This window comes from Pseudomonas sp. IT-P218 (genome assembly GCF_949767605.1).
GTDB classification, from domain to species: Bacteria; Pseudomonadota; Gammaproteobacteria; order Pseudomonadales; family Pseudomonadaceae; genus Aquipseudomonas; species Aquipseudomonas putida_AE.
The window spans coordinates 767,994-792,324 of sequence record NZ_CATKQQ010000011.1 but is presented as its reverse complement, the minus strand read 5'-3'; the positions used below and the strand labels follow the sequence as shown (position 1 = coordinate 792,324).

31 protein-coding genes and 1 pseudogene are annotated in these 24,331 nt (G+C 59.7%); 12 read left to right on the top strand and 20 right to left on the bottom strand.

All coding sequences use genetic code 11. The features are described from left to right. The first annotated feature begins 82 nt into the window (after nucleotides 1-82). The 5 genes from ACM6I6_RS10440 to ACM6I6_RS10420 all read left to right on the top strand — a co-directional run bounded on the left by ACM6I6_RS10440 (nucleotide 83) and on the right by ACM6I6_RS10420 (nucleotide 3,479). On the top strand, nucleotides 83-1,051 hold the full coding sequence (locus ACM6I6_RS10440; protein ID WP_414919846.1) for an RHS repeat-associated core domain-containing protein: 969 nt from the start codon (nucleotides 83-85) through the stop codon (nucleotides 1,049-1,051). 267 nt (nucleotides 1,052-1,318) lie between these two features. Next, a complete protein-coding gene (locus ACM6I6_RS10435; RefSeq protein ID WP_077184214.1) occupies nucleotides 1,319-1,498 on the top strand; it encodes a type II toxin-antitoxin system HicA family toxin in 180 nt (59 codons plus the stop codon). A 35-nt stretch (nucleotides 1,499-1,533) separates the two neighbouring features. Continuing rightward, nucleotides 1,534-1,941 carry a type II toxin-antitoxin system HicB family antitoxin gene (locus ACM6I6_RS10430; protein WP_274073492.1) on the top strand — a complete coding sequence of 136 codons (408 nt, stop codon included), beginning with the start codon at nucleotides 1,534-1,536 and terminating at the stop codon, nucleotides 1,939-1,941. A gap of 412 nt (nucleotides 1,942-2,353) precedes the next feature. Then, complete coding sequence (locus tag ACM6I6_RS10425) at nucleotides 2,354-2,623, top strand: short-chain dehydrogenase (RefSeq protein ID WP_323606680.1); 270 nt, start codon at nucleotides 2,354-2,356, stop codon at nucleotides 2,621-2,623. A gap of 127 nt (nucleotides 2,624-2,750) precedes the next feature. Then, nucleotides 2,751-3,479 (top strand): class I SAM-dependent methyltransferase, encoded by a 729-nt coding sequence (locus tag ACM6I6_RS10420; RefSeq protein WP_323606679.1) that lies wholly within the window; start codon nucleotides 2,751-2,753, stop codon nucleotides 3,477-3,479. Between the two features lie 8 nt (nucleotides 3,480-3,487). On the opposite strand, the gene tam is transcribed toward ACM6I6_RS10420, so the two are convergent. Continuing rightward, nucleotides 3,488-4,258, bottom strand: a complete 771-nt coding sequence (gene tam, locus ACM6I6_RS10415; protein ID WP_323606678.1) for a trans-aconitate 2-methyltransferase — start codon at nucleotides 4,256-4,258, stop codon at nucleotides 3,488-3,490. 356 nt (nucleotides 4,259-4,614) lie between these two features. On the opposite strand from tam, the gene ACM6I6_RS10410 reads away from it, so the two are divergent. Beyond that, nucleotides 4,615-5,025 carry a low affinity iron permease family protein gene (locus ACM6I6_RS10410; protein WP_274073489.1) on the top strand — a complete coding sequence of 137 codons (411 nt, stop codon included), beginning with the start codon at nucleotides 4,615-4,617 and terminating at the stop codon, nucleotides 5,023-5,025. Nucleotides 5,026-5,070: 45 nt separating this feature from the next. On the opposite strand, the gene ACM6I6_RS10405 is transcribed toward ACM6I6_RS10410, so the two are convergent. The 4 genes from ACM6I6_RS10405 to ACM6I6_RS10390 form a co-directional block, all read right to left on the bottom strand. Beyond that, entirely contained in the window at nucleotides 5,071-5,574 is a 504-nt protein-coding gene (locus tag ACM6I6_RS10405; RefSeq protein ID WP_323606677.1) for a DUF4142 domain-containing protein, read from the bottom strand. Between the two features lie 74 nt (nucleotides 5,575-5,648). Continuing rightward, nucleotides 5,649-5,804, bottom strand: a complete 156-nt coding sequence (locus tag ACM6I6_RS10400) for a KGG domain-containing protein (RefSeq protein ID WP_077184220.1) — start codon at nucleotides 5,802-5,804, stop codon at nucleotides 5,649-5,651. Nucleotides 5,805-5,964: 160 nt separating this feature from the next. After that, a complete protein-coding gene (locus ACM6I6_RS10395) occupies nucleotides 5,965-6,603 on the bottom strand; it encodes a LysE family translocator (protein ID WP_323606676.1) in 639 nt (212 codons plus the stop codon). Beyond that, complete coding sequence (locus ACM6I6_RS10390) at nucleotides 6,600-7,553, bottom strand: LysR substrate-binding domain-containing protein (protein ID WP_323606675.1); 954 nt, start codon at nucleotides 7,551-7,553, stop codon at nucleotides 6,600-6,602. Before ACM6I6_RS10390 ends, ACM6I6_RS10395 begins: the two co-directional genes overlap by 4 nt. Nucleotides 7,554-7,630: 77 nt before the next feature. Between ACM6I6_RS10390 and ACM6I6_RS10385 the strand changes: the two are divergent. Continuing rightward, nucleotides 7,631-8,119: pseudogene (locus ACM6I6_RS10385) on the top strand (DMT family transporter). 75 nt (nucleotides 8,120-8,194) lie between these two features. On the opposite strand, the gene ACM6I6_RS10380 reads toward ACM6I6_RS10385, so the two are convergent. From ACM6I6_RS10380 to ACM6I6_RS10365, 4 genes are all read right to left on the bottom strand, one after another. Then, nucleotides 8,195-9,526 carry an MFS transporter gene (locus ACM6I6_RS10380; RefSeq protein WP_274073484.1) on the bottom strand — a complete coding sequence of 444 codons (1,332 nt, stop codon included), beginning with the start codon at nucleotides 9,524-9,526 and terminating at the stop codon, nucleotides 8,195-8,197. 173 nt (nucleotides 9,527-9,699) lie between these two features. Next, a complete protein-coding gene (locus ACM6I6_RS10375) occupies nucleotides 9,700-10,626 on the bottom strand; it encodes a hydroxymethylglutaryl-CoA lyase (RefSeq protein WP_323606672.1) in 927 nt (308 codons plus the stop codon). Beyond that, nucleotides 10,623-11,816, bottom strand: a complete 1,194-nt coding sequence (locus ACM6I6_RS10370) for a CaiB/BaiF CoA transferase family protein (protein ID WP_414919845.1) — start codon at nucleotides 11,814-11,816, stop codon at nucleotides 10,623-10,625. The genes ACM6I6_RS10375 and ACM6I6_RS10370 overlap by 4 nt, the downstream gene beginning before the upstream one ends. Before the next feature lie 224 nt (nucleotides 11,817-12,040). Next, nucleotides 12,041-12,949, bottom strand: a complete 909-nt coding sequence (locus ACM6I6_RS10365; protein ID WP_323606670.1) for a LysR family transcriptional regulator — start codon at nucleotides 12,947-12,949, stop codon at nucleotides 12,041-12,043. Between the two features lie 134 nt (nucleotides 12,950-13,083). On the opposite strand from ACM6I6_RS10365, the gene ACM6I6_RS10360 reads away from it, so the two are divergent. Further along, complete coding sequence (locus ACM6I6_RS10360) at nucleotides 13,084-14,103, top strand: DUF4917 family protein (protein ID WP_323606669.1); 1,020 nt, start codon at nucleotides 13,084-13,086, stop codon at nucleotides 14,101-14,103. A gap of 109 nt (nucleotides 14,104-14,212) precedes the next feature. Here the strand turns inward: ACM6I6_RS10360 and ACM6I6_RS10355 are convergent, their stop codons facing one another. Next, a complete protein-coding gene (locus ACM6I6_RS10355) occupies nucleotides 14,213-14,755 on the bottom strand; it encodes a helix-turn-helix domain-containing protein (protein WP_274073479.1) in 543 nt (180 codons plus the stop codon). Between the two features lie 111 nt (nucleotides 14,756-14,866). On the opposite strand from ACM6I6_RS10355, the gene ACM6I6_RS10350 reads away from it, so the two are divergent. Further along, nucleotides 14,867-15,649: an aldolase gene (locus ACM6I6_RS10350; RefSeq protein WP_323606668.1), complete on the top strand. Its 783-nt coding sequence runs from the start codon at nucleotides 14,867-14,869 to the stop codon at nucleotides 15,647-15,649. A 31-nt stretch (nucleotides 15,650-15,680) separates the two neighbouring features. Then, complete coding sequence (locus ACM6I6_RS10345; RefSeq protein WP_323606667.1) at nucleotides 15,681-16,568, top strand: dihydrodipicolinate synthase family protein; 888 nt, start codon at nucleotides 15,681-15,683, stop codon at nucleotides 16,566-16,568. Between the two features lie 122 nt (nucleotides 16,569-16,690). On the opposite strand, the gene ACM6I6_RS10340 is transcribed toward ACM6I6_RS10345, so the two are convergent. The 3 genes from ACM6I6_RS10340 to ACM6I6_RS10330 form a co-directional block, all read right to left on the bottom strand. Beyond that, entirely contained in the window at nucleotides 16,691-17,035 is a 345-nt protein-coding gene (locus ACM6I6_RS10340; protein ID WP_323606666.1) for a YegP family protein, read from the bottom strand. 177 nt (nucleotides 17,036-17,212) lie between these two features. Next, entirely contained in the window at nucleotides 17,213-17,518 is a 306-nt protein-coding gene (locus ACM6I6_RS10335; RefSeq protein WP_274073475.1) for a ribbon-helix-helix domain-containing protein, read from the bottom strand. A 14-nt stretch (nucleotides 17,519-17,532) separates the two neighbouring features. Next, nucleotides 17,533-18,114: a DJ-1/PfpI family protein gene (locus tag ACM6I6_RS10330; RefSeq protein ID WP_274073474.1), complete on the bottom strand. Its 582-nt coding sequence runs from the start codon at nucleotides 18,112-18,114 to the stop codon at nucleotides 17,533-17,535. 299 nt (nucleotides 18,115-18,413) lie between these two features. Between ACM6I6_RS10330 and ACM6I6_RS10325 the strand changes: the two genes are divergently transcribed. Next, nucleotides 18,414-19,304: a DMT family transporter gene (locus ACM6I6_RS10325; protein ID WP_274073473.1), complete on the top strand. Its 891-nt coding sequence runs from the start codon at nucleotides 18,414-18,416 to the stop codon at nucleotides 19,302-19,304. An 11-nt stretch (nucleotides 19,305-19,315) separates the two neighbouring features. Here ACM6I6_RS10325 and ACM6I6_RS10320 read toward each other — a convergent pair whose 3' ends face one another. The 3 genes from ACM6I6_RS10320 to ACM6I6_RS10310 all read right to left on the bottom strand — a co-directional run bounded on the left by ACM6I6_RS10320 (nucleotide 19,316) and on the right by ACM6I6_RS10310 (nucleotide 21,295). Continuing rightward, nucleotides 19,316-20,530: a class I SAM-dependent methyltransferase gene (locus ACM6I6_RS10320; protein ID WP_414919844.1), complete on the bottom strand. Its 1,215-nt coding sequence runs from the start codon at nucleotides 20,528-20,530 to the stop codon at nucleotides 19,316-19,318. 130 nt (nucleotides 20,531-20,660) lie between these two features. After that, a complete protein-coding gene (locus tag ACM6I6_RS10315) occupies nucleotides 20,661-21,023 on the bottom strand; it encodes a hypothetical protein (protein ID WP_414919843.1) in 363 nt (120 codons plus the stop codon). Between the two features lie 2 nt (nucleotides 21,024-21,025). Then, nucleotides 21,026-21,295 carry an ogr/Delta-like zinc finger family protein gene (locus ACM6I6_RS10310; protein ID WP_274073470.1) on the bottom strand — a complete coding sequence of 90 codons (270 nt, stop codon included), beginning with the start codon at nucleotides 21,293-21,295 and terminating at the stop codon, nucleotides 21,026-21,028. Between the two features lie 300 nt (nucleotides 21,296-21,595). Between ACM6I6_RS10310 and ACM6I6_RS10305 the strand changes: the two genes are divergently transcribed. Continuing rightward, a complete protein-coding gene (locus ACM6I6_RS10305; RefSeq protein ID WP_274073469.1) occupies nucleotides 21,596-22,024 on the top strand; it encodes a helix-turn-helix domain-containing protein in 429 nt (142 codons plus the stop codon). A gap of 52 nt (nucleotides 22,025-22,076) precedes the next feature. Here ACM6I6_RS10305 and ACM6I6_RS10300 read toward each other — a convergent pair whose 3' ends face one another. The 4 genes from ACM6I6_RS10300 to ACM6I6_RS10285 all read right to left on the bottom strand — a co-directional run bounded on the left by ACM6I6_RS10300 (nucleotide 22,077) and on the right by ACM6I6_RS10285 (nucleotide 24,267). Further along, the gene (locus tag ACM6I6_RS10300; protein ID WP_274073468.1) at nucleotides 22,077-22,433 is read right to left on the bottom strand and encodes a putative holin; all 357 of its coding nucleotides are present in this window, start codon (nucleotides 22,431-22,433) and stop codon (nucleotides 22,077-22,079) included. After that, nucleotides 22,420-22,722, bottom strand: a complete 303-nt coding sequence (locus ACM6I6_RS10295) for a helix-turn-helix domain-containing protein (RefSeq protein ID WP_414919842.1) — start codon at nucleotides 22,720-22,722, stop codon at nucleotides 22,420-22,422. Before ACM6I6_RS10295 ends, ACM6I6_RS10300 begins: the two co-directional genes overlap by 14 nt. Nucleotides 22,723-22,855: 133 nt before the next feature. Beyond that, nucleotides 22,856-23,473 carry a TPM domain-containing protein gene (locus tag ACM6I6_RS10290; RefSeq protein WP_274073466.1) on the bottom strand — a complete coding sequence of 206 codons (618 nt, stop codon included), beginning with the start codon at nucleotides 23,471-23,473 and terminating at the stop codon, nucleotides 22,856-22,858. Nucleotides 23,474-23,514: 41 nt separating this feature from the next. After that, nucleotides 23,515-24,267, bottom strand: coding sequence for a TPM domain-containing protein (locus tag ACM6I6_RS10285; protein WP_274073465.1), 753 nt, complete (start codon nucleotides 24,265-24,267; stop codon nucleotides 23,515-23,517). Between the last annotated feature and the right edge of the window lie 64 nt (nucleotides 24,268-24,331).

Genomic DNA, 24,331 nt, shown 5'->3' with positions numbered 1-24,331 from the left:
TACTATCAGTTCTGCTAGTACCGACGCGGGACCATAATCTGTAAAACAACAGTATCGTCCTTTCAGTATCCAGAAGCCCCTTATGGTCACGCCCACTCGAATCGAGAAAAACGAACCAAAAACGATTCTACTTGCGACCCATCAGAACCAATCCGTTGTGGCGCAGGTGAGTCAAGGCGAGGTGAATCCATTGGCATACACTGCCTATGGGTACCGATCAGGCGATCACCGTTGTACCCGTCTTGGTTTCAATGGTGAGTTTAAGGAAGCACAGACTCATTGGTATTTATTGGGGAACGGTCATCGAGCCTACAACCCGGTGCTGATGCGGTTCCACTCTCCTGACAAATTGAGCCCATTCGCCGCCGGTGGATTAAACGCGTACACCTATTGCGTCGCAGATCCAGTAAATCATCGAGATCCCACAGGGCGCTTCGCTATACCGGCTGTTGTGAATATTCTTTCAGGCGTTGCAGGCGCGGCATCCTCGACAGGAGGAATGGCGCTTTCCCTGTCTACAAGTGGTCGTTTTCGAGGGCAAGGAATTTTGGCTCTGGGTACGGGAGCGTCAGGCTTGCTGCTCAGTGCCGCGGCAATTGCAAACCCTGCCTCGGTAATAGCACCCGTTCTGGCGGGTGCGAGTGTTACAGCAGGGGCAGCCACCATAACGCTGGCTTTCAGAGCGGCAAGAGAAGCAACGGCAAGAAGCACTCAATGGTTTCAGACGGTGGCTAGGGTCCTGGATCGTCCGCCTCGATATTCAACTTTGTCATTGCCGGGTTTGCCGCCATCGTTCTCCACCTTGAACCTTGATCCACCGCCACCATATAGTCCACCGATAGCCCTGACTCCCATTGCCCCCATACATTCGACTGCACGCGGTGCACCACCTCAAACTGGACGTCTATCGCAAAGCACACGGTTTGCGAGAGACCAGGAGAACCTCTTGAATCAACCCGAGCTTCCCACAGCCCCGATGAGCGAGCTTCCGCAACTGCAATTCATAGATGAAACTAATTCCGCAGCCAGGACAATCAGACGCTCAAGCTAAGACGTGGATTTGCTCTCGAATCTCATCAGGCATTAGCCTTTCCACAAGCACTGGATCTATAGGTGCCGGCTTGTTGGCTCCTGCACGCAAAACCTCGCAATACACCCAACCCTCTCCTTTCAGGCTTGCCCAAAGCCATGTCCGCAGCGGCCTTCTAGACTCGATTCCTATCGCTGTCCCACCGAGCCAGGACGACTTGGTGGTTATAGTGTTGATTAAAAACAACCAGTAGGTATAGTAACCACAAGCACACCACAGGGAGGTGATGTGAATAGCCGATTTTTGATAAGCCAACTCGTTGCGGACGGCTGGTATCTGGTACGAATCAGAGGCAGCCATCATCACTTCAAGCATCCGACCAAACCGGGGCTGGTGACAGTCCCTCACCCGAAGAAAGATCTTCTCAAGAAAACGGCCATCAGTATTTTGCAGCAGGCGCTGCTCTGACAGACGCTGTGCCGAGTCCTCGGAGGACAATGACAATGCTTTACCCGATTGCGATTTCAATGGGAGATGAGGAGCACGCCTGGGGCGTTGAAGTCCCTGACATCCCGGGCTGCTTTTCCGCCGGGGAAGATCTGGATGATGCGATGGCGATGGCCCGAGAAGCCATAGAAGGCCATTTCGAGATCTTGGCCGAAGGGGGTTCAGCCATTCCCCCCGCAAATAAAGTGACACTGCACGCAGCCAACCCAAAGTACGCGGGATGTGCGTGGGCTCTGGTGGACATCGACGTTACCAAATATTTGGGCAAGGCCCAGAAGCTGAACATCACACTGCCTGGGTACCTGCTAAACCGTATCGATGAATACGTGCTGCACCATCCGGAAGAGAAAAGCCGTTCGGGCTTTCTGGCTTCGGCAGCACTCAAGGTATTGCAGCAGAGCTGATAAGCTTACTGCAGCGATCTATCAACCGGCCCGAGTGGCCGGTTTTTTGTGGCCGGAATTTAATGAATGTTGGATCTCAGGCGACACCATTTCTAAAAAAAGCAACGTCCTACAATAGTCTGGGAAATGTCCGTACACTCGCGCATTGCTGTGCCATTGTCATGAGATCTATAGTCCGAGCGCGCCCCAAATGGCGTATCGGGTTTGGCGACTCGATGGCAAGGCACAGAAATCTCCGGCCAGCTCGGAGCGTTTCTGAACGCACTTGGCTACCTGTTTTTTGGTGGCTGTGCGTGGGAGATCTTCGGGTCTGCCGGTTTGTGCCTTGTCCGGTTCGCCAACCCGCGTACAGCTACCACCCTTTGTTTGGCGACGATGAGTGGTAGTTCACCTAACTTCAAGGTAATCACTCATGAACGAATATATGGCTCTAACCAGCAACGCCGACGACCTCCCCTCGTTTTACGTCAACACCACTCAACCGCTGCACTCGCTGCTCAGCAGTGCCCGTTACCGGATCGGCGCCGTGACGCAGGTTCTCGAAAACCTCGCGATGCGAGGTGAAATCAGCACCGACTCGGTCATCCTCAGCGACTTCGCATTGTTGTGTTGCATTCCTTTGCGCGATGGCTGCGATGTGCTGGACGTAATTGCTCGGCGCATGGACGCCGAACCGTCCTGACGTAACACTTTGCTCACGATGGTGGTCTGGCAGGCAACACGGATGTGACTGTGCGACCGTCATCGCGAGCAGGCTCGCTCCCACAGGGTTTGCGATACCCAAACCATCTCAGCAGAGCACCACTACCATGACTCAAAACATCTACGACGATCCCGGATTTTTCCACGGCTACAGCCAGATGGCCCGCTCGATTGGCGGCCTCGATGCCGCACCGGAATGGCCGGCGCTGCAGTCGATGTTGCCGCCGATGCATGGCTTGAAGGTGGTGGATCTCGGTTGCGGTTACGGTTGGTTTTGCCGTTGGGCCAGTGAGCAAGGCGCCCACAGTGTGTTGGGCCTGGACGTTTCGCAGAAAATGCTCGATCAGGCTCAAAGCACAACGTCTGCCAGCAATATCCGCTACGAACGCTCAGACCTGGAACAGCTCGATCTGCCGACAGACAGTTTTGACCTGGCCTACAGCTCTCTTGCGCTGCATTACATCAAGGACTTGCCGGGGCTGTTCGCGACTATCCACACAGCGCTCAAACCCGGTTCACGTTTTGTGTTTTCCATCGAGCATCCGATCTTCATGGCGCCCCGTCATCCCGGTTGGATCACCGATGCCGAAGGCCGCAGGAGCTGGCCGGTCGATGGTTATCAGAGGGAAGGCGAGCGTGTGACCAACTGGTTGGCCGACGGCGTGATCAAGCAGCATCGCACCCTCGGCACCTTGCTCAACACATTGATTGGCGCTGGTTTCAGCATCCAGCATGTCAACGAATGGGGCCCCACGGATGCCGAGGTTGAAGCGCAACCGGCATTGGCCGAAGAGCGGGAGCGACCGATGATGCTGCTGGTCGCGGTACAGCGCTGATAGATGAATCAGCGCGTCGCCACCAGAAACAAACGCGGGAACGGCAGCAATACCGAACCATCGGCCAATGCCGGATAGGCCTGCTCGATTGCAGTCTGATACTGCTGCAGATACTGCACCCGTTGCGTCTCATCCAATGGTTCGAGGAACGGCCGCAAGCCGCTGCCCTTGAACCACTCCACCACACCCGACGCGCCGCCCGCCAGCGGATGATGGTACGTGGTGCGCCATACATCGACGCGGGTGCAACAGGCTTTGAGCATTGAGTAATACGTGCTGGCATCGGCCATTTCGGTCCGTTGTGCGGCGACGCCTGCCAGTTTTTCGGCCCACGGGCCTTGTGCCGCGACTTCGCGCATCAAACGGTGCGAGGGTTGATTGAGGTTGTCCGGCATCTGGATCGCCAGGCAGCCACCGGGGGTGAGTTTGCTCACCAGCGCAGGCAGCAATGTGGCGTGATCGGGTACCCACTGCAGCACGGCGTTGGCGAAGATCACGTCGAATGGGCCAGTATCATTCCAGATGTCGATGTCCGCGATGTCGAACTGCACTTGGGGCAGGCGCTTGCGTGCGGCCTCGATCATGTCGTTTGAACTGTCCAGCCCGCGCACCGTGGCGTCGGGGAAGCGTTCCACCAGCAACTCGGTCGAGTTACCGGGACCGCAACCGATGTCGATGGCCGAGCGCACTGATCCAGCGGGGATGGCGGCCAGCAGGTCGCGAGCGGGACGGGTGCGTTCATCTTCAAAAGCGACGTATTGTTTGGCGGACCAACTCATTGCGTTCTCCTGTTGGTGCGTTGTCTGGGGCTTGGCTGACAACGGGTTCGCTACGATACATCGACTGGTGGGTGGTGCTCTATTGCACCTTGAACATTGCGGTAGTCTTTCGGCCGCCTTCGCTGGCGAGCCAGCTCCTACAGTGGATCGGGTGGGGCCGGTAGAGAGGGGGCGGCCATGAGGGCGCTTTCGCTGGCAAGCCAGCTCCTACAGTGGATTGGGATGCGGCCGGTAGAGATTGGTCGGTTATGAGGACGCCTACGGGATTTTCCATTGGGTAGCGGGTATAAAGCCGAATTTTCACCCCGCCGCCAGTGTCTGAATTTCAGGTGCATCCCCAATAAGGAAAAACGGCCATGAAATTCGCAAAAATCGCCCAGAAACTGGCTCTCTGGACCGGCAGCCCCACGACGTTCCTCGGGGCGATAATCCTGATTTTAGTGTGGGGGTTAAGTGGGCCGATTTTCGGTTTCAACGATACCTGGCAGCTGGTCATCAACACCTCGACCACCATCATCACCTTCCTGATGGTGTTCCTGATCCAGAACACCCAGAACCGCGACACGGACATCCTGCATCTGAAGGTCGATGAGTTGCTGCGGGTAACGAAAGAGGCGCAGAACGCGATGCTCGGGCTCGAGGCGCTGGACCTCAAGGAGCTGGAAGCCTTGAGAAAACACTACCGCAGCCTCGGCGAAGGCCAGACCATTTCCATCGACGGCACCGTGGTCCAGGAGAAAGGTAAACAGGATCTGAATAAATGCTGATCGATGTTACGCGGGTGACCCAAGGTCACCCGCGTATGCGAAGGGTCAGCGACTGGCTTGCAGGGCCCTGGCCATCTGCAGGTGATTTTGCAGCTTTGGCAGGGTCTCTTCAGCGAACGCCTTGATCTGCGGCACGTCGGTGGTCTGCGCCGTTTGCTCGAGCTGCTCGATGGCTTGCTCGGTGGTCTTGACCTGACTGGCCGCGTAAGCCTCATCGAAGGACGCACCTTCCGAGACTGGTGGCATCAGGGCCTTGGCTTTTTCCACTACCTCTTCGCGCGGTGCCACCGGCAGATCCAGTTGCTTGGCGATTTTCGCCAGATGCTGGTTGGCGGTGGTGCGATCGTTGATGACCACGATGGTGTAGTCCTTGACCTCCTTGGACTCGGACTTCTGGTGCGCCAGGCGACTGGCTTCGATGTCGGCAATGCCCTGGGCCGACGCATCGTTGATGAATTCGGTGGGGCTCTGGGCGAAGGCGCTGGTGGCACACAGGCCCAGTAATGCGGCCAGGCCGCCATTGCGTAATCGGGTGGCCATGCGGTTCATGGTCGCGCCCTCCTCGGTAAAAATTCAAACGGGAGCTTTCGCTCCCGCTTCTCGATCAAAACCACCTGCATCGATTACTTGGACTTCTGTCCAGGCTTGCGGCCCATGGGTTTCGTAGGCTCTTTATCGACGGTCGTGGTAGTGGTTTTCCCACCTTTGCGACCGGCTTCAGACGCCTTCGTTCGATCATTGGCGAAGTTTCCCGAGTTCGAGTTTCTTGAGTTAGGCATGATTCTCTACCTCTTGATGATGATCTCGGCGAGCTGTAGCCCGCATAGAATCTGAATTTCCACGCATCAAAAGGTTTAGAAAACCTGGAATCGTCTCGACGAACGGTGGCGAAATTTTCAGACGAGTCGCAGTGCAACTGACGCGTCCCTACGTCCAGCGTCAAGCCTTGTTCGTCACCAGCCCAGGCAGTGCATGCGCCAGGGCGTTGATGGCAAAACCGATAAACATTACCCCGCACAAGCGGGTGATAGCCAACTCATGGCGTTGATACAAGGTGCGAACCTGGCGCGCGCCAACGATGCCGATGAGGATAGCGTAGGCCATCAGGCCGCCGACGAAGCTCAACACGATCAGCCACGGCAACATCGACCAGGTCAGCAACTCTGCCCGGCTGGACAATAGCGCCGTGAAAGTGGCGACGGCCACCGGGTAGGCTTTCGGATTGGTCAGGCCGAACAGAATGCCGTGCCAGAACGGCTGCCGCGCCGGCCCCTGCGGCGCCTCGACACCCCGTTGACGCGCGCGCACCGCGCGCCAGCCGAGCCAGAACAGGTAGAGCCCGCTAAGCACGCCCAGCACATCGAACGCGGTGCTGCCGATTTCCCGCGCACCGACGATCGCTATCAGCGCGGTGCTGCACCAGACCACGTCGCCCAACAAATGCCCGCAGAGAAATCCCGCTCCCGCCCGCCGCCCGTGCGCCGCGCCGATACCGAACACCGCCAATACGCCCGGCCCTGGCGTGATGCCATAGATAAAGCCCGAGGCGAGAACGGCCATTAGCAGTGAGGGGGTCATGGGGAGTCCTTATGAGTTGTTTTGCTGAATGGGCGCCAGTCTATATCACCTGCGGCGCGCTCGATTTGTGCATTCAACCAGTTCAGGGCCTGATCCCCGCCTCGCCGCTTGTGCCACACCAGGACAAAGGTGAACGACGGAATGTGAAACGGCGGCGGGACGACGATCAACGACGACTCGTCGATGTCGCGCAAACCCCGGGAAGCGACGGTGAGGATCAGGTCGGTGCCGCTGATGAATTGCGGCGCGACGCTCCAGTGCGGCAGGCTGATCGCGACGCGACGGCGCTCGCGCAAGGCGGTCAGGGCTCGTTCGATTTCCGGGGTGCCGCTGCCGCGCATTTCCAGCAGCACATGGGGCCGCGCCAGATAGCTCGGCAGGTCGAGGACAGCGTCGGCGGGCAGGCTGTGGCGGTCCACCAGGCAGGCGTAGTGTTCCTCGAACAGCATCGTGCTGCGCAGCTCGTTGGGCATTTCCGGAAACACCCCGGCGGCGACATCGATATCGCCGTTGAGGACTCCATCGAGCATGCCTTCACGGCTGCCATGACTGATTTGCAGGTCGATGCCAGGCGCTTCGCGACGCAGCGTACGGATCAACCCTGGCAGGACGATGGCGGCGCCGTAATCGGACATCGCCAGGCGAAAGGTTCGTTTGGCCGTGGCCGGATCGAAGGTGTTCGGAGCCAGCAGCGATTGCACCTGGGCCAGGGCCTCGGCCAGCGGCGCCGTCAACTCCAGCGCTCTTGGCGTCGGCACCAGGCTGGCGCCGGCGCGCACCAGCAGCGGATCGTCGAGCAGATCACGCAGCCGCGCCAATGCATGGCTGACGGCAGGCTGGCTCAGGTGCAGGCGCTCGGCCGCACGGGTCACATGTTGCTCGTTGAGCAAGGCGTCGAGGATCACCAGCAGGTTGAGATCGATGCGGCGCAGATCATTCATCTGATGCATGTTCTGGATAGTAAAACGGAATTTAAATCTGCGCGACGAATACTCTAGAGTCCAGCAAAACCTGTTGGAGAATGACCATGAGTACGTTGCATTGGGCGGGCCTGTTGCTGCTTGCCGCGTTCGCCGGTGCGGTAGTGCCGTTTCAGAGTGCGATCAACGTCAATCTCGGGCGCGGCCTGGGTCATCCGTTGTGGGCGACCCTCGCTTCATTGGTGGTGAGCATTTTGGTGTTGCTGCCGATCATGCTGGCAATGCGCTAGCCGTTGCCATCGCTGGCGTTCATCGCCAGGGCGCCGATGTGGATGTGGGCTGGCGGGGCGTTTGGGGTGTGTTTTATTTCGTTGGCGCTGGTGTTGCTGCCCAGGCTAGGCGCTTCAGGGTTCATGGCGTTGGCGCTGGCGGGGCAAGTGGTGGCGTCGCTGCTGCTGGATCACTTCGGGTGGTTTGGGTTGGTGGAGCGGCAGGTGACATTGCCCAAGCTGTTGGGGGCGGTGTTGTTGATCGGCGGTGTGGTGTTGATTCAGTTTGGTGATTCGGCTGGAAAAGCGATGACTGCGACGTCTTGAGGATCAAAAGATCGCAGCCTGCGGCAGCTACAAGGATGCGTGGTCCTTGTGGGTGCTGCCGTAGCCTGCGAATCGTTAAAACTTGTCGAGGGTGCGCAGCTTCTGCGGCAGGCCCCAGAGCAACAGCGCCACGGCGATCAGCGCGCAGACACCGATGACGTACAGTGCCGGTGTGGTGCTGCCGGTCAGGTCCTTGATCCGTCCGACCATGACCGGGCTGACGATGCCACCGAACTGCCCCAGGGTGTTGATCACCGCGATCCCGCCCGCCGCACCTGCGCCGGCACCGGCCAGCAGTTTCGGCGGCAGGGTCCAGAAGCTCGGGATGGAGGCGATGATGCCGGCACCGAGCAAGCCCAGGGCGACGATCAGGAAGGTCGTGTGGTTGGCGAAGATCCCGGCACAGAAGAACCCAATTGCGCCGACGGCGACCAGACCGGCGACAAACTTGCGTCGCTCGCCAGAGGCATCGGACAGGCGCCCGATCACCACCATGCTGATGGCGCCGCAGATGTACGGGATGGCCGTCAGCAGGCCGATCATCACCGGGCTCTCGGTCCCCGCGCTGCGGATCAGTTGCGGCGCCCAGAAGTTCAGGCCGTAGGACGCCACCTGGATCAGGAAGTAGATCAGGCCGAGGGTCAGGAAGCCCGGAATCCGCAGCGCGGCGAGCAGCGAGCCGCCACTCTTGTGCGGTTCATGGTGGGCGATGCGACTGGCCAGCAGGGTCTTCTCCGACGGGGTCAGCCAATGGGCGTCTTCGATGCGGTCCTTGAGCAAGGTCAGCACCAGCAGGCCGAGGCCGATGCACGGCACGCCACCGAGCAGGAACAACCAGTGCCAGCCACGCATGTCCAGGAAGCCATCGAGGTGTTGCAGCACCAGTCCGGAGAACGGTGCGCCAACCAGGCCGGCGAAGGCCGAGGACAGGAACAGCATCGAGGTGATGCGCCCGCGATAGTGCTGCGGGAACCACAGCGTCAGGTAATACAACACGCCCGGGGCAAAACCCGCCTCCATCGCGCCGATCACGAAACGCAGGGTGTAGAACTGCCATTCGCTGTTGACGAAGACCATGAGCGCGGTGGCCAGGCCCCAGGACATCATGATCCGGGCAATCCAGCGCCGGGCGCCGACCTTGTACAGCATCATGTTGCTCGGCACTTCGAAAATCACATAACCGACCACGAACAACCCGGCGCCGAGGCCGTAGGCGGTGTCGCTCAGGCTCAGGTCGGCCTGCAACTGAAACTTGGCGAAGCTGATGTTGATGCGGTCGAAAAACGCGAACAGGTAGCAGACCATGATCAGCGGCATCAAGCGCCAGGCGACCTTGCTGACCAGGGCTTTTTCTTCATCGTGGCTAACGGCCGGGCTCGCCCCGGCCTCCAGTGCATTGAGGCTCATTGCGGTTCTCCAGGCGGACTGCCCTTGGGGTGTCCGATTGTTTTTGTTGTCTGGTTGGTGACGATGTTCTTCTGTAGGAGCCGGCTTGCTGGCGATGTGGTGGGTCAGTCGACATTGATTTTGACTGGACGGGCCTCATCGCTGGCAAGCCAGCTCCTACAGGTTCGCGGTGGTCAGGAGGGCACGGGGTGCAGGTCGCAATTGCGTCCGGCCTTGGCCAGCTGGCCCGGCACTTCGTGGCCGAGCAGCGCCGGCAATCCTCGGGACAGCTTGAGCAACAGCGGCAGGTCGATGCCGGTCGTTATGCCGATTTCATCGCACAGGTTCACCAGGTCTTCAGTACAGATATTCCCCGAAGCGCCCGGCGCAAACGGGCAGCCGCCAAGACCACCCAGCGCCGCGTCGAAACGTCGGGCACCGGCCTCGTAGGCGGCCAGCACGTTGCACAGGCCCAGGCCGCGGGTGTTGTGGAAGTGCAGGGTCAGGTCCGCTGGCGATACCCGCTGCAACACCCGTCGCACCAGGCGGTCGACCTGCCGCGGATTGGCCATGCCGGTGGTATCGGCCAGGGTGATGCCCTGGATGCCGAGCTCCTGATAGGCCTCGACGATCTGCAACACCCGGTCCTCATCGATCTTGCCTTCGAACGGGCAACCAAAGGTCGTGGCGATACTCGCGTTGAGGCGCACAGGCGTGCCCTGCGCAAACTGGACGATCTCGCCAAACGCCGCCAACGAGTCTTCGCAGCGCATGCGCATGTTCGCCAGGTTGTGGGTCTGGCTGGCGGACATCACCAGGTTCAATTCATCGGCACTACAGGCCAGTGCCCGTTGCGCACCCTTGAGATTGGGGATCAGCGCGACATAGATCACCCCCGGTTGGCGGCTGATGCCCTTGAACACCAACTCTCCGTCGCGCAACGCCGGAATGGCCTTGGGCGACACGAACGAGCCGGCCTCGATACGGCTGAACCCGGCCAGCGACAGTTGATCGATCAACGCGATCTTATCGACGGTTTCCACCCAGGTCGGCTCGATCTGCAAGCCGTCGCGCGGGGAGACTTCCTGAACGATCAGGCGCTCGGAATAATCGGTGATCATTGCACCACTCCTTCGACTTTCAGGCGTTCGATGTCCGCCACGGTGAGGCCCAGTTGAGCAAGGATGCCGTCGGTGTGCTGGCCCAGTCCCGGGCCCGACCAGTTGACGCCACCGGGGGTCTCCGACAATTTCGGTACGATGCCCGGCATCTTCACCGTGGCGCCGCCCGGCAGTTCGGCATTGAGCAGCATGTCCCGCGCCTGATAATGCGGATCGGCGACGATGTCGGCCACCGAATAGATACGTCCGGCCGGCACTTCGGCGGCTTCCAGCGCTGCCAGTACGTCGTTGATCGGCAGGCTGCTGGTCCAGTGGGTGATCGCCGCATCGAGCAGGTTGCTCTTGGCCGCACGTCCGTCGTTATGGGCGAATTCGGGGGCGTCGGCCAGATCCGGGCGGCGGATGGTCAACATCAGGCGCTTGTAGATCGGGTCGCTGTTGCCGGCGATCACCACGTAGGCACCATCGGCCGTGAGGTAAGTGTTGGAGGGTGCGATGCCCGGCAAGGCACCGCCGCTGCGCTCACGCACATGGCCGAGCATGTCGTATTCCGGCACCAGGCTTTCCATGACGTTGAACACGCTTTCGGCCAGCGACACATCGACGATCTGTCCACCGCCCTGCCCGGTCTTGACCCGCAGCAGCGACATCAACGCGCCGATCACGGCGTGCAGCGAGGCCAGGGAATCGCCGAGGCTGACGCCCACCCGCGCCGGTGGCGAACCGGGGGTGCCGGTGGTGTAGCGGATGCCGCCCATGGCCTCGCCTATGGCACCGAAACCCGGACGATCGCGGTACGGACCGGTCTGGCCGTAACCGGAAATCCGCACCAGGGTCAGGTTGGGGTTGAGGGCGTGCAGCACGTCCCAACCGAGGCCGAGTTTTTCCAGGGCGCCGGGACGCAGGTTTTCGATCAGTACGTCGGCGCTGGTCGCCAGTTGCTTGACCAGTTCGATGCCTTCAGGGGATTTGAGGTTCAGTGCCAGGGACTTCTTGTTGCGCGATTGCAGGTACCACCACAGCGAGGTGCCTTCGTGCAGCTTGCGCCATTTACGCAGGGGATCACCCTGGCCCATGGCTTCGATCTTGATCACTTCGGCGCCGAACTCGGCGAGTATGCGCGCGGCGAACGGCGCGGCGATCAGCGTGCCGATCTCAATCACTTTGATCGCACTCAAGGGGGCAGTCATCGCGGGGTACCTCTTGTTCTTGGAATATGCGCCAAGGCTAGAGGACAGGGAGCTTGGGAATCCAACCTTCAGTTGGCAACGGGCGTTCGCGAAACGCGAATGCTTTGGGAGATTGTCGTGACCTCAGGGCCGCCTTCGCGAGCAAGCCCGCTCCCACATTTGGAATGCATTTCCCTGTGGGAGCGGGCTTGCTCGCGAAGACGCCGGCCCGGCCAATGAACAACTCAGAGTTGCCCCCGCAAATGCTCAAACAACATCCGGCTCACCGGCGACAGCAGTGCCTCATCACGCACCACCACGATCAAGGCGCGATCCGACCACTCATCGGTCAATGGCACGGCCGTCAGCCCAAGGGCCCGACCAAACAATTCATAGGCCCGCTGCGGGAGAACGCCAATCCCCATGTTGGCCTGGACCATGCGGCACATGGCGTCGAAGCCCGGCACATGGATCCGCACCCGCAGCACCCTGCCCGCCTCACGCGCCGCCTTATGGGTGCGCATGTTGATGGAACTGGCGGCGTGCAACCCGACGTAATCGCTGTCCAGCGTGTCGGCAAACGCCAGGCTCGACCGGCTCGCCAACGGATGATGCGGCGGCATCAACACCACCAGTTTGTCCTGGCGATACAGCACGCTGTGCAGGCCCTTGGTGTCGCTGTCGATGGAGCAGATGCCGAGATCCGCCACACCGTCCAGGACACCCTGGATCACCCCGGCACTGGGCCGTTCCTCGAGATCGGTCTTGACCTGCGGATGACGCTCGGAAAAATCCCGCAAGTCTTCCGGCAGGAATTGAATGATCGCCGACAGGTTGGCGAGCATCCGTACATAACCGCGCACACCGTGGCTGTGCTCCCCCAGTTCCAGGCCCATTTTCTCGACGTTGAACAACATCTGCCGGGCATGGTGCAGCAAGGTTTCACCCGCCGGCGTCAGCGTCATGCCCTTGGCCTGGCGCACGAACAGGCTGATACCCAGCGCCTCCTCCAGCTCCATCAAGCGCTTGCTCGCCGCCGACACCGCAATCGCCTCACGCGCGGCAGCACGGGTGAGCGTGCCCTCCTCGTGGACCGCGACAAACAGTTGCAGGGTGATCAGGTCGAGACGGCGGATCAGGCTTTTTTGCAGCATCGGACACTCGGCTAAGGTGGCTCGGGCGAAAGTCGCAGCATAGCGCCCTTCGCCCGCGACGTGCCGTGGTTGAACCGCCCGAGCATGATAAAGTCGCCGCCCATCAGACCTTTTGCTTCGAGACGACCACCGCAATGACCGATTTCCACGATGTCGATGCCCAACTTGAAGACTGGAACGCCCTGCGCGCCAGCGCTGCGTTCGACGGTCTGCTGGTGGGTAATGGGGCCAGCCGTGCGGTGTGGGACGACTTCGGCTACGACTCGCTGTTCGAAAACGCCCGCACCGTCGAGGAAAAACCCCTCAGCCCGTCCGAGCTGAGCGTGTTCGAGGCGCTGCAGACGCGCAGTTTCGAGCAGGTGCTCAGCGCCTTGAAAACCACCAGCCGGGTCAACAAGGCCCTGGCGGTCAGCTCCGCCGCGCCGCGCAATCGTTACTACGCGATCAAGGAAGCGCTGATCAACACCGTGCACGCGGTGCACATTCCGTGGCGGTTGGTCGAGGCGTCGAGCCTGGCGACCATCAGCCAGGAACTGGGCCGCTATCGCACGGTGTTCACCACCAACTACGATTTGCTCAATTACTGGGCGATCCAGCAGCAACCGGAGGCGGTCACCGATCTGTTCCAGGGGTCAGAACCGGCCTTCGACCTGAGCGTTACCGCCACCGACAAGACCCGCCTGCTGTACCTGCACGGCGGTCTGCACCTGGTGCGCAACCAGGACGGCACGGCGCGCAAACTGATGTCGACCGAGGGCACGTTGCTGGGCAACTTCGCCATCAACAACACGATCAAGACCCTCGATGACGTGCCCTTGTTCATCAACGAAGGGCCGAGCGCGGACAAGCTCAAGACCATCCGCAGCTCCGATTACCTGTCGTTCTGCTATGACCAGTTGCTCGGCCATGGCGATGGCTTGTGCATCTTTGGGCATGCACTGGGTGAGCAGGACAGCCACATCGTGCACGCCTTGCGCCTGGCGAAACCGAAGGTGGTGGCGATCTCGATCTACCCGCGCAGCAAGGCGTTCATCCAGCATCAGAAGCGGCATTACGCGAAGGTGTTCGAAGGGACCGGGGTGGAGTTGCGGTTTTTTGATTCGAAGACACATGGGCTGGGTAGCCCGAAGCTATCGGTACCAGTCGAAGTTTAGTCTTGCCCGATCTGACGCTTTCGCGAGCAAGCCCGCTCCCACAGTTGATCTGCGGCGTGCACAAATTCCCTGTGGGAGCGGGCTTGCTCGCGAAGCTTTTAAAGCTGACTCATTCCTCGCTGCTATGCACCACCACCAGCAATTGCGCCTGCACCTCGCCCACCGAGCGTATCCGGTGCGGTTTCTGTGAGTTGAAGTGCAGCGCATCGCCCCGGCTGAGCAGCACCCGCTCGTTGACGAAATCCACTTCCACCTGCCCCTCGTGGACGAATAGAAATTCTTCGCCCAGGTGTTCCTTGAAGGCTTTGTCGGTAAATTCTGTCGGTGGGTAAATGATGAACGGCAGCAGGCTGCGTTCGCTGACCTGATGGGCCAGCACCGCGTAGCCCGGATTGTCGCCGCTGGCACCCAGTGGCTGGCGCTCATGGCTGCGCACCAGGCTGTAGCTGTCGAGGCTGACCTTGTCTTCGGAAAACAGCTCCTCGACCTTCACGTTCAGTGCCTTGGCCAGTTTCAACGCGGTCGCAATCGACGGCGTGTTCAGGCCGCGTTCGACTTTCGACAGATAACTCTTGGTCATGCCGGATTTTTCCGCCAATGCCTCAAGGGTTACGCCAAGTTTTTTTCTCAATAATTTCAAACGGATAGACATGTAGAACGATTAATCCATCAAGGAGGTGACGAATTGTCCTTGCTCATGACACAAGGTGTCATATAGCATCTTTCGTGTCATCTGCATGACCCAGCCAAAGAGGACATCGATATGGCCACGACATTAGCACTGCCCAAAGATCAACTGGTCAAGCAAGCGCTGAACCAGATGCAAAACACCCTCGCGGATAATACGTGGACCGACCGGCAAAAGCTGGCCCTGACCTGCCGCATTCTGTTCGAGAATGGCCATGACTCCGGCCTGGCCGGGCAAATCACCGCCCGTGGCCCGCAGCCTGGCACCTATTACACTCAACAACTGGGCCTGGGTTTCGACGAAATCACCGCGGGTAACCTGCTGCTGGTCAACGAAGACCTGGAAGTGCTCGAAGGCCACGGCATGCCCAACCCGGCCAACCGCTTCCACAGCTGGGTGTACCGCGCCCGCCCGGATGTGAATTGCATCATCCACACCCACCCGACCCACGTCGCGGCGTTGTCGATGCTGGAAGTGCCGTTGCAGATTTCCCACATGGACCTCTGCCCGCTCTATGACGACTGCGCGTTTCTCGAAGGCTGGCCCGGCGTACCGGTGGGTAATGAAGAAGGCGAATTGATTGCCGGTGCCCTGGGCGACAAGCGGGCAATCCTGCTTTCCCACCATGGCCAGTTGTCCACCGGCACCACCATCGAGGAGGCCTGCGTGATTGCCCAACTGATCGAACGCGCCGCCAGGTTGCAGCTGCTGGCGATGAGCGCCGGAACCATCAAGCCGATCATTGCCGAGCTGGGCCGAGAAGCCCATGACTGGATCGCCCGGCCCAAGCGTCATGCCGCCGCTTTCAATTACTACGCCCGGCAGAACCTGCGTCGACACGCCGATTGCCTGAACTGAACCCCAGACCTTTTTTGTACGGAGAGACCCCATGTCCACTGCAAACATTCACGGCATCATCGGCTACACCATCACCCCTTTTACCGCCAATGGCGAGGGCGTTGACCTGGACGCGCTCGGGCGCTCGATCGACCGTTTGATCGACGGCGGTGTGCATTCCATCGCACCCCTGGGCAGCACGGGCGAAGGCGCTTACCTGAGCGACGCGGAGTGGGACCAGGTCGCCGAATTCAGTATCAAGCACGTGGCCAGGCGAGTGCCGACCATCGTCAGCGTGTCCGACCTGACCACCGCCAAAGCGGTGCGTCGCGCCCGTTTCGCCGAAGCCCATGGCGCCGACGTGGTGATGGTGCTGCCGACGTCGTACTGGAAACTCAGCGAAGCGCAGATCCTCGCGCACTACCGCGCCATCGGCGACAGCATCGGCGTGCCGATCATGCTCTACAACAACCCGGCCACCAGCGGCACCGACATGTCGGTGGACCTGATTCTGCGCATCGTCAAAAGCGTGGAGAACGTGACCATGGTCAAGGAGAGCACCGGCGACATCCAGCGCATGCATCAACTGCAACGCCTGGGCGAAGGTCAGGTGCCCTTCTACAACGGTTGCAACCCGCTGGCGCTGGAAGCCTTCGCGGCCGGGGCAAAAGGCTGGTGCACCGCGGCGCCGAACCTGATCCCGCAGCTCAATCTCGACCTGTACGACGCCGTGCTGGCCAACGACCTGAACAAGGCACGTGAACTGTTCTATCGCCAATTGCCATTGCTGGATTTCATTCTCAAGGGGGGGTTGCCGGCGACGATCAAGGCTGGTTTACGAGCGACAGGGCTGGAGGTGGGTGATCCGCGGTTGCCGGTGTTTCCGTTGGATGAGGCCGGTGTCAGTCAGCTGCAAGGGCTGCTGAAAGCCCTGCGCTGATCTCCAAATCACACCCTCCTGTAGGAGCCGGCTTGCTGGCGATGGTGGGTCAGCGACGCAAGTGTCGACTGACACACCATCGCCAGCAAGCCGGCTCCTACAGGGGGCGTCGCGTGGTGTTTTCAGAGTACGGGCAGGGTTTTGTCCTTGATCACCTTGCTCGGCCCATTGGCCTTCACACTGGCGATGCCTTTCTCCATGGCGGCATCGGAGGAATAGGATTCACTGCTGCCGATAATCTCGTGGTTACCCGCCTTGAGGTTGAAATAAGGATGGCCATCCTTGGTGGTTTTTTTCTCGTAGCGCTCATCGAGCGGGCTGTTGGCCTGGACTGACGTTATGCCTTTGTCGGCCGCGGCGCGGGTGGTGTACAACTCGCTGGTCAGAATGGTTTCGGCATTCGCCGCCTTCAGCACAAACCTGAACTGACCGCTGCTGCTCTTGCTCACTTCGTACCATCCGGACATGCTCTTTCTCCTTGGCGATTGGAAGGTTGCGCGCTTCAGAGTAAAGACCAGCCTGCTGTTTCTGTCGCCTGTGTGGGCCCTATCGCCAGCAGGCTGGCTCCCACATTGGACTGATGCACACCAATCCACTGTGGGAGCCAGCCTGCTGGCGATGGGGCCCGTAAGTAAGCTGCAAACCTAATTGACTGAACGCTTCACCACCGACAACTCCGGAGCAGCTACCCGCCGCTGACTCAGATACCGCGTACAACTCACCCGCAGGAACGAAGCGAAATTGACCACTTCGCCGCGGTAGTCCATGACCTCTTCATACAGCTTGGCAATCAACTGGTTGGTAGTCATGCCGTCGGTCTCGGCGATTTCGCTGAGGATGTCCCAGAACTGATTCTCCAGCCGCAGGGTGGTAACCACCCCGCAGATGCGCAGCGAGCGCGAGCGCGATTCGTAGAGGATCGGATCGGCTTTGACGTACAGCTCGCACATGGACGGGTCCCCCGTTACAGCGTGATTTTGGTGCCCAGCAAACCGAGGAATCCGGCCAGCCAGCTAGGGTGGGCAGGCCAGGCTGGCGCCGTGGCCAGATTGCCTTGAACATGGCCGTCCGTCACCGGGATATCGATAAACGTACCGCCCGCCAGGCGTACTTCCGGCGCACAGGCCGGGTAAGCACTGCATTCACGCCCTTCGAGAATTCCCGCGGCGGCGAGCAACTGTGCACCGTGGCACACGGCGGCGATCGGCTTGCCGGCCTTGTCGAAGTCGCGCACCAGTTCCAGGACTTTTTCATTCAGGCGCAAGTACTCCGGCGCACGACCGCCCGGGATCAGCACCGCATCGTAATCCGCCGCCTTGACCTTGGCAAAATCGAAGTTCAGGGCAAACAGGTGACCGGGCTTTTCGCTGTAGGTCTGGTCGCCTTCGAAGTCATGGATGGCTGTGCGCACGGTCTGGCCGGCGGTCTTGTCCGGGCAAACGGCATGCACCGTGTGACCGACCATCAGCAGGGCCTGGAATGGCACCATCACTTCGTAGTCTTCGACGTAATCGCCGACCAGCATCAGAATTTTTTTCGCCGCCATGGGGAGTACTCCTCTGGGAAATGCGTAGGAGTGTTCAAGGTAGTCCTTATCCGCTGGGGTGGGTAATAACCTGCTACTACGCGATCTCCTTGTGCAGGAGCTGCCGGAGGCTGCGATCTTTTGATCTTGATCTTGATCTTGAAAGCAAGATCAAAAGATCGCAGCCTGCGGCAGCTCCTACGTTGGGAGCTTCGCTCCCAACTGTACGGATAACTCTGCACTTAGCTGTAACAGCGCAGACGCCACGGTTTATGGCTAGATGAAGGCACTTCCCATCACCCACGATTCTGGTTGCCATCATGACCTCGCGCGAAAACACCGGCATGGCCCTGGGCCTGCTCGGCGTTGTGATCTTCAGCCTCACCCTGCCCTTCACACGCATCGTCGTGCAGGAACTGCATCCACTGCTCAATGGCCTGGGCCGGGCCCTGTTCGCGGCGATTCCCGCGGCGTTGCTGTTGCTGTGGCGGCGTGAGAAATGGCCAACCTGGCAGCAGGTCAAGGGCCTGACGCTGGTCATTGCCGGGGTGATCCTCGGGTTCCCGGTGCTTTCGGCCTGGGCCATGCAAACCTTGCCGGCGTCCCATGGCGCCCTGGTCAATGGCTTGCAGCCACTGTGCGTGGCACTGTACGCCGCGTGGCTGTCCCACGAACGCCCATCGAAAGCCTTCTGGGCCTGCGCCGCGCTGGGCAGTGCCCTGGTGCTCGGTTATGCGCTGATCAGCGGGGCCGGCAGCATCCAGGCCGGTGACTTGTTGATGCTGGGCGCGATTGCGGTGGGCGGCCTGGGCTACGCCGAGGGTGGCCGGTTGGCCAAGGAAATGGGCGGCTGGCAAGTGATCTGCTGGGCGCTGGTACTGTCGACGCCGCTGTTGATCGGGCCGGTGCTGTACCTTGCGTTGCAACATCAGGGCGAGATTTCCGCCAAAACCTGGTGGGCCTTCGGCTACGTCTCGCTGTTTTCGCAATTCATCGGCTTCTTTGCCTGGTATGCCGGGCTGGCCATCGGTGGCATTGCCCGGGTCAGCCAGATCCAGCTGTTGCAGATTTTCTTCACCATCGGCTTTTCCGCACTGTTCTTTGGCGAACAGGTCGAGCCGATCACCTGGCTGTTCGCCGGCGGGGTGATCGTGACCGTCGTGTTGGGCCGCAAGACGGCGGTCAAGCCCGCACGCATTGCCACCGCGTAATACCTACGGGATCAGAGGTAACCGTCAGCCCGCAACAGGGTTTCCAGGCAATGCTCGGTGATGTGGTAGAACGCCTTGAGTTCCTCGATCTTCGCCAGCAGCTGGGCCGGATCACCCGACTCGGCGCGCTTGACCGCCAGGATCATCTTGTTCTTGTTGGTGTGGTCCAGCGAGATGAACTCGAACACCTTGGTCTCGTAGCCGCAGGCTTCGAGGAACAGTGCACGCAAGCTGTCGGTGACCATTTCCGCCTGCTGTCCCAGGTGCAAGCCGTATTGCAGCATCGGCTTGAGCAATGCCGGGCTCTGGATTTGCAGGCGAATCTGTTTGTGACAGCACGGCGAGCACATGATGATCGAGGCGCCGGAACGAATGCCGGTATGGATCGCATAGTCCGTGGCGATGTCGCAGGCATGCAGCGCGATCATCACATCCAGCTCGCTCGGTGCCACGCTGCGCACATCCCCGCACTTGAAGACCAGCCCTGGATGCTCAAGCTTGGCCGCGGCGGTGTTGCACAGGGTGACCATGTCTTCGCGCAGCTCGACGCCGGTTACCTGCGCTTCGGCCTTCAAGGTATTGCGCAGATAGTCATGGATCGCGAAGGTCAGGTAACCCTTGCCGGATCCGAAGTCCGCCACCCGCACCGGGCTGTCCAGCGCCAGGGGCGACGAGGTCAGCGCATGGCTGAAGACCTCGATGAACTTGTTGATCTGTTTCCACTTGCGCGACATCGCCGGGATCAGTTCATGCTGCTTGTTGGTGACGCCCAGGTCGGCGAGAAACGGCCGCTCCAGATCGAGAAAGCGGTTTTTCTCGCGGTTGTGCCCGGCGGACGGCACTTCGCGCAATTGCTGGGGTTTGCTCTTGAACAGCGAAGACTTGCCCTTTTTGCTGTATTCGAGCTGGGCTTCATCAGTCAACGACAACAAATGCGCATTCTTGAACGACGCCGGCAACAAACCGGCGATGACTGCCACACCTTCGGCCAATGGCAGGTTCTTGGTGATGTCGCGGGTCTTGTACCGATAGACGAAGGACAGGCAAGCCTGCGCCTTGACCGTCACCGGCTTGATGATGATCCGCTGCAGGTCCGCTTCCTCGCCGGCGTACTTGGCCAGCACCAGCTTGATGAAGGCATTCTGGTCGAGGCTCGATTGCAGCAGGCCGATGAACTGGGCGTGGTGGTCCGGCGCGAGGCTGGCGGGAGTAGCGGTGACGGACATGGAAAAACGGCCTCGGGCAATGCAAATCGGAGAATGGCCGATATTTTAGGGGGGATGCGGGTTTTGGGCACGGGGTTATTTTTCGCAGGCACGCAAATGCCCCTCGGACCTGCGAGTATCCGGCGTGCCGTCAGGGCTCCACCAGCCGAAGTTTGCGATTGATCGGTGAATTGATCACATACCTGACGATCAATCCCACCGGTACGGCCCACGTCAGGCCATTGGCGGGGTCCGTGATGACAGCGACGGTTTCGGAGCTGGCGCCGATGTCCAGGCGTCGTCGATCGTTGCAGGACTTGAGCTCCCCGTAGGCGTGGCTGACCAGTCGCTCCGCCAGGTGCATCGGCACATCAATCCCTTGCAGGTGCTTCACGGCACGACAGAACAGCACCTGGTCATCAATTACCGCATCACTTTCGTGACGGGCCAGAAATGCCTGGGCGATGGCCAAAAATTGCTCGTTCAAATCCTCGTTTTCAACAATGGCGGACATGTTCATGACTCCGTCGACTCAGGCGCCGTCGGTGCAAGCGGACGCGCGGCGTGCCGCAAATCGGGCCCGGCGCAAGGCAAACGCACGGCGGGGTTGGGCATGCCACTGGGTGAAAGTTCGTGGGTCATTTCGAACTCGGCCCGCACCGACCAGCCGCAGGCTTCCGACGTGCATTGCAAGTACGCCACCCGCAGGAAAATATGACGACCCTCGCTGGTGCGGATGCGCATCCGGCTCAAGCAGTGCGGGCACACCATTTTGTAAGTACTCATACCTGGATCCCGCTGTTCGTCGGGTGGTAATCAACATAATCAAACGCAATACTGCTTGATGAGATGATCGCTGCAACCCGGCATTGCAAATAACGCCCACCCGAAAGAAGAAAGTGCAAGGAATAACGGCGTAATGGGCAGGAACCAAACATGTAGGAAATCACCCTGCTACCATTAGGAAGTTTCGACATCATATTCATCTGATTCATAGTTGAAGATTGATTCCTCACAATAAAAAAGTTACTCATTGCGCATACATTAAGCACTCAAAAAGCGTGTGTCAAAAGGAAGAGGCTCAAATTGCGTAGCAAAAAATCTCAGGCTGTTTTAGCGCGACTGAAGCAAATTACCGGCACAAAAAGCGATGCCTCTTTGTCTTCGGCGTTACAAGTCAGCCCGCAGACCCTTAGTAGCTGGAAGGGTCGCGACAGTACGCCATACTCATTATGCGTAGAAATTGCACAGTCGCGCGGCATTTCACTCGACTGGTTGTTGCTGGGCGAAGGTCCAATCCTGCGTCACAGCGCTGCGGCCAATGAACTCGAACACCACCAGGAAACAGCCAATCGGGAAAATACAATTCTCGCGATGTGGCGATTGCTCGGTGAAGAAGATCGCTGCGCCATACAAAATGCCCTGGAGGAAAAACGCCGCCTGCGTGAAATGGAACTCAAACTTTCAGAGATGGCGTCTATTCTGTCGACACTTCAACAGGCGAACGAAACATGAGTACATATGTAGTTCGCAATCGGTTTACTTGATCATGACGAGTTGATACCCGTCAGCGTCGCCCTTTGAGGCGCTCAATGATTTCCCCAAGGCCAGCGCCGTCGACCCACTGCATGATCTTGACGCTGATGGGAATAATGATCAGCGCGCAAAGAAATGCCGTTACCCCTGCAGTCAGGAAAGGCGCCAACGGCAGTGCGACAGGGGTAAAAAGATAGCCGACGCCCGCCGACAGCAACCACGAGCCGATCCGCTGCCAGGCTTTGAATTCAACGCGCGTCGTGATAACCAGCCACGCCCCCAGCGATGCACCGAACAGCGCTTCGCCATCTATCGCCGGCAATGTCGCGATGCCCAATCCCAGCAGTAGCCCACTGATACTGTTATAGGCCGAGTCAGTCAGGTTCATGGACACCTCGCTCATCGACCTCGTCGATGACAATGGCGCCCGACTCAATGGCTTTGAGCAAGGCGGCATGCCGGGACCTGACAGCAAACTTGCGGCGAATACTGGCAAAGTGGAAGTTGATCGTGGTGGGCGAGCAATTCTGAATCCTGGCGATTTCCCAGGAAGTCTTGCCTTTGTAGCACCAGATCAAGGCTTGTGTTTCTTTAGTTGTCAGATGGATCGGCGTTTCATTTCTCCCGCCGTCAGGCGCTGCACCGGCAAAAGAGTCGAGCGGTAGATGCGTTGACATAAGTACTCCCTCTACGTCAGGACGCCCGTCACAGAGCGTTCGCTATTGGAGGGAGATGTTGAAGACCGGGCAGGAGCCAGACAACCGGCCGCAGTTGTACCGCCAAGCGTTACAAAAGTGTGCGACGGCCAGCCTAGCCGAGCACGACCAGGCGGTTTGGCAGCTCGTTGCGCACATGGGTCACTGGAACGTGCACCTTGAGCAACTCACCGCAGGCCTCGACGCAGGCGATAAAGCCCTGCAACGTCTGGCCCTGGCGCACCTGCTGGGTGAACTGCGCGACAATCGCGTCCCAATGGCTGTTGTCCAGCCGACTGGAGATACCCTCGTCCACCAGGATTTCCACATAGCGCTCGGCTTCAGAGACGAAAATCAGGATGCCGGTGCTGCCGACCGTATGGTGCAGGTTCTGTTCGAGGAATTGCCGGCGCGCCAGGTTCGAGGCACGCCAATGGCGCACCGACCGCGGAATCAGGTGCGTGGTGATTTTCGGAATTCGCAATACCAGGCACAGCACGATGAAGGTGCTCCATTGCACCATCAGCAGGCTGTGCAAGGTCAGCCAGCCCGTCAGGTAATGCACGATCCCCGGCAGCACCAGTGCCAGCAGACTGGCCCAGAGCAGCGGGATGTACACATAGTCGTCGGCGCGGGCCGCGAGCACGGTGACCAGCTCCGCGTCGGTGTCGCGCTCGACCCGGGCAATCGCCTCGGCGACCTTGCGTTGTTCGTGTTCAGTCAGTAATGCCATCTGTTGAATGCCTGCTCGCTAATGTATTTATTTCCGTGTCATCACCAGCCGCCCGACGAACCGCCGCCACCGAAACTGCCCCCTCCGCCGCTGAACCCGCCCCCACCGCCACCGCCGAAACCACCGCCACCAAAACCGCCACCGGAACCACCGGAGCCGCCACGACCGGCAGGAAGGATACCGAGCATCTGGCAAACGAATACTGTCAGGATGAACAACAACACCAGAAACACGAACAACCCCGGATGCCGCGAGACGAAATCGTCACCCGGATCGCCGCTGGACTCATAGACCGTCGAGGGCTCGTCCAGGGGATTGCCACCCAGCACCACCAGCATCGCCGCCACTCCGTCGCTGATGCCCTTGCTGAAATTGCCCGCCTTGAACGCCGGGGTGATGACCTGGTTGATGATCACCGAGCTCTGGGCGTCGGTCAGGCGATCTTCCAGGCCGTAGCCGACTTCGATGCGCAGTTTGCGCTCATCACGGGCAACAATCAGCAGCGCGCCGTTGTTCTTGTCTTTCTGGCCAATGCCCCAGTAGCGGCCCAGTTGATAGCCGAAATCGGCGATATCGGTGCCCTGCAAGTTTGCCAGCGTGACCACCACCAACTGCTCGCCGGTGGTCTTTTCATGGGCCTGCAACTGTTGAACCAGCTGCTCGCGCACCGCTGGCTCGATCATCTGGGCGTTATCCACCACCCGCCCGGTCAGCTCCGGGAACTTCAATTGGGCCTGGACCGCCAGGGCAAACAGCCACAGCAACAACACCAGACCGATCTTCAACGCTCGCATTGGCAACCTCGCACGTCCTTGCAGGAGCTGCCGAAGGCTGCGATCTTTTGATCTTGATCTTTTC

What these genes read in the sequence shown, in the direction of transcription:
- ACM6I6_RS10425 (WP_323606680.1), top strand. Translation starts at nt 2,354, where the DNA reads ATGAACGAATATATGGCTCTAACCAGCAACGCCGACGACCTCCCCTCG.
- ACM6I6_RS10400 (WP_077184220.1), bottom strand. Translation starts at nt 5,804, where the DNA reads ATGCCTAACTCAAGAAACTCGAACTCGGGAAACTTCGCCAATGATCGA.
- ACM6I6_RS10340 (WP_323606666.1), bottom strand. Translation starts at nt 17,035, where the DNA reads ATGTCCGGATGGTACGAAGTGAGCAAGAGCAGCAGCGGTCAGTTCAGG.
- ACM6I6_RS10320 (WP_414919844.1), bottom strand. Translation starts at nt 20,530, where the DNA reads ATGTCCGTCACCGCTACTCCCGCCAGCCTCGCGCCGGACCACCACGCC.
- tam (WP_323606678.1), bottom strand. Translation starts at nt 4,258, where the DNA reads ATGAGTTGGTCCGCCAAACAATACGTCGCTTTTGAAGATGAACGCACC.
- ACM6I6_RS10330 (WP_274073474.1), bottom strand. Translation starts at nt 18,114, where the DNA reads ATGGCGGCGAAAAAAATTCTGATGCTGGTCGGCGATTACGTCGAAGAC.
- ACM6I6_RS10285 (WP_274073465.1), bottom strand. Translation starts at nt 24,267, where the DNA reads ATGCGAGCGTTGAAGATCGGTCTGGTGTTGTTGCTGTGGCTGTTTGCC.
- ACM6I6_RS10350 (WP_323606668.1), top strand. Translation starts at nt 14,867, where the DNA reads ATGGCCACGACATTAGCACTGCCCAAAGATCAACTGGTCAAGCAAGCG.
- ACM6I6_RS10360 (WP_323606669.1), top strand. Translation starts at nt 13,084, where the DNA reads ATGACCGATTTCCACGATGTCGATGCCCAACTTGAAGACTGGAACGCC.
- ACM6I6_RS10405 (WP_323606677.1), bottom strand. Translation starts at nt 5,574, where the DNA reads ATGAACCGCATGGCCACCCGATTACGCAATGGCGGCCTGGCCGCATTA.
- ACM6I6_RS10310 (WP_274073470.1), bottom strand. Translation starts at nt 21,295, where the DNA reads ATGAGTACTTACAAAATGGTGTGCCCGCACTGCTTGAGCCGGATGCGC.
- ACM6I6_RS10410 (WP_274073489.1), top strand. Translation starts at nt 4,615, where the DNA reads ATGAAATTCGCAAAAATCGCCCAGAAACTGGCTCTCTGGACCGGCAGC.
- ACM6I6_RS10430 (WP_274073492.1), top strand. Translation starts at nt 1,534, where the DNA reads ATGCTTTACCCGATTGCGATTTCAATGGGAGATGAGGAGCACGCCTGG.
- ACM6I6_RS10390 (WP_323606675.1), bottom strand. Translation starts at nt 7,553, where the DNA reads ATGCATCAGATGAATGATCTGCGCCGCATCGATCTCAACCTGCTGGTG.
- ACM6I6_RS10380 (WP_274073484.1), bottom strand. Translation starts at nt 9,526, where the DNA reads ATGAGCCTCAATGCACTGGAGGCCGGGGCGAGCCCGGCCGTTAGCCAC.
- ACM6I6_RS10335 (WP_274073475.1), bottom strand. Translation starts at nt 17,518, where the DNA reads ATGTGCGAGCTGTACGTCAAAGCCGATCCGATCCTCTACGAATCGCGC.
- ACM6I6_RS10365 (WP_323606670.1), bottom strand. Translation starts at nt 12,949, where the DNA reads ATGCTGCAAAAAAGCCTGATCCGCCGTCTCGACCTGATCACCCTGCAA.
- ACM6I6_RS10295 (WP_414919842.1), bottom strand. Translation starts at nt 22,722, where the DNA reads ATGTCAACGCATCTACCGCTCGACTCTTTTGCCGGTGCAGCGCCTGAC.
- ACM6I6_RS10290 (WP_274073466.1), bottom strand. Translation starts at nt 23,473, where the DNA reads ATGGCATTACTGACTGAACACGAACAACGCAAGGTCGCCGAGGCGATT.
- ACM6I6_RS10345 (WP_323606667.1), top strand. Translation starts at nt 15,681, where the DNA reads ATGTCCACTGCAAACATTCACGGCATCATCGGCTACACCATCACCCCT.
- ACM6I6_RS10300 (WP_274073468.1), bottom strand. Translation starts at nt 22,433, where the DNA reads ATGAACCTGACTGACTCGGCCTATAACAGTATCAGTGGGCTACTGCTG.
- ACM6I6_RS10315 (WP_414919843.1), bottom strand. Translation starts at nt 21,023, where the DNA reads ATGTCCGCCATTGTTGAAAACGAGGATTTGAACGAGCAATTTTTGGCC.
- ACM6I6_RS10420 (WP_323606679.1), top strand. Translation starts at nt 2,751, where the DNA reads ATGACTCAAAACATCTACGACGATCCCGGATTTTTCCACGGCTACAGC.
- ACM6I6_RS10395 (WP_323606676.1), bottom strand. Translation starts at nt 6,603, where the DNA reads ATGACCCCCTCACTGCTAATGGCCGTTCTCGCCTCGGGCTTTATCTAT.
- ACM6I6_RS10370 (WP_414919845.1), bottom strand. Translation starts at nt 11,816, where the DNA reads ATGACTGCCCCCTTGAGTGCGATCAAAGTGATTGAGATCGGCACGCTG.
- ACM6I6_RS10440 (WP_414919846.1), top strand. Translation starts at nt 83, where the DNA reads ATGGTCACGCCCACTCGAATCGAGAAAAACGAACCAAAAACGATTCTA.
- ACM6I6_RS10355 (WP_274073479.1), bottom strand. Translation starts at nt 14,755, where the DNA reads ATGTCTATCCGTTTGAAATTATTGAGAAAAAAACTTGGCGTAACCCTT.
- ACM6I6_RS10325 (WP_274073473.1), top strand. Translation starts at nt 18,414, where the DNA reads ATGACCTCGCGCGAAAACACCGGCATGGCCCTGGGCCTGCTCGGCGTT.
- ACM6I6_RS10375 (WP_323606672.1), bottom strand. Translation starts at nt 10,626, where the DNA reads ATGATCACCGATTATTCCGAGCGCCTGATCGTTCAGGAAGTCTCCCCG.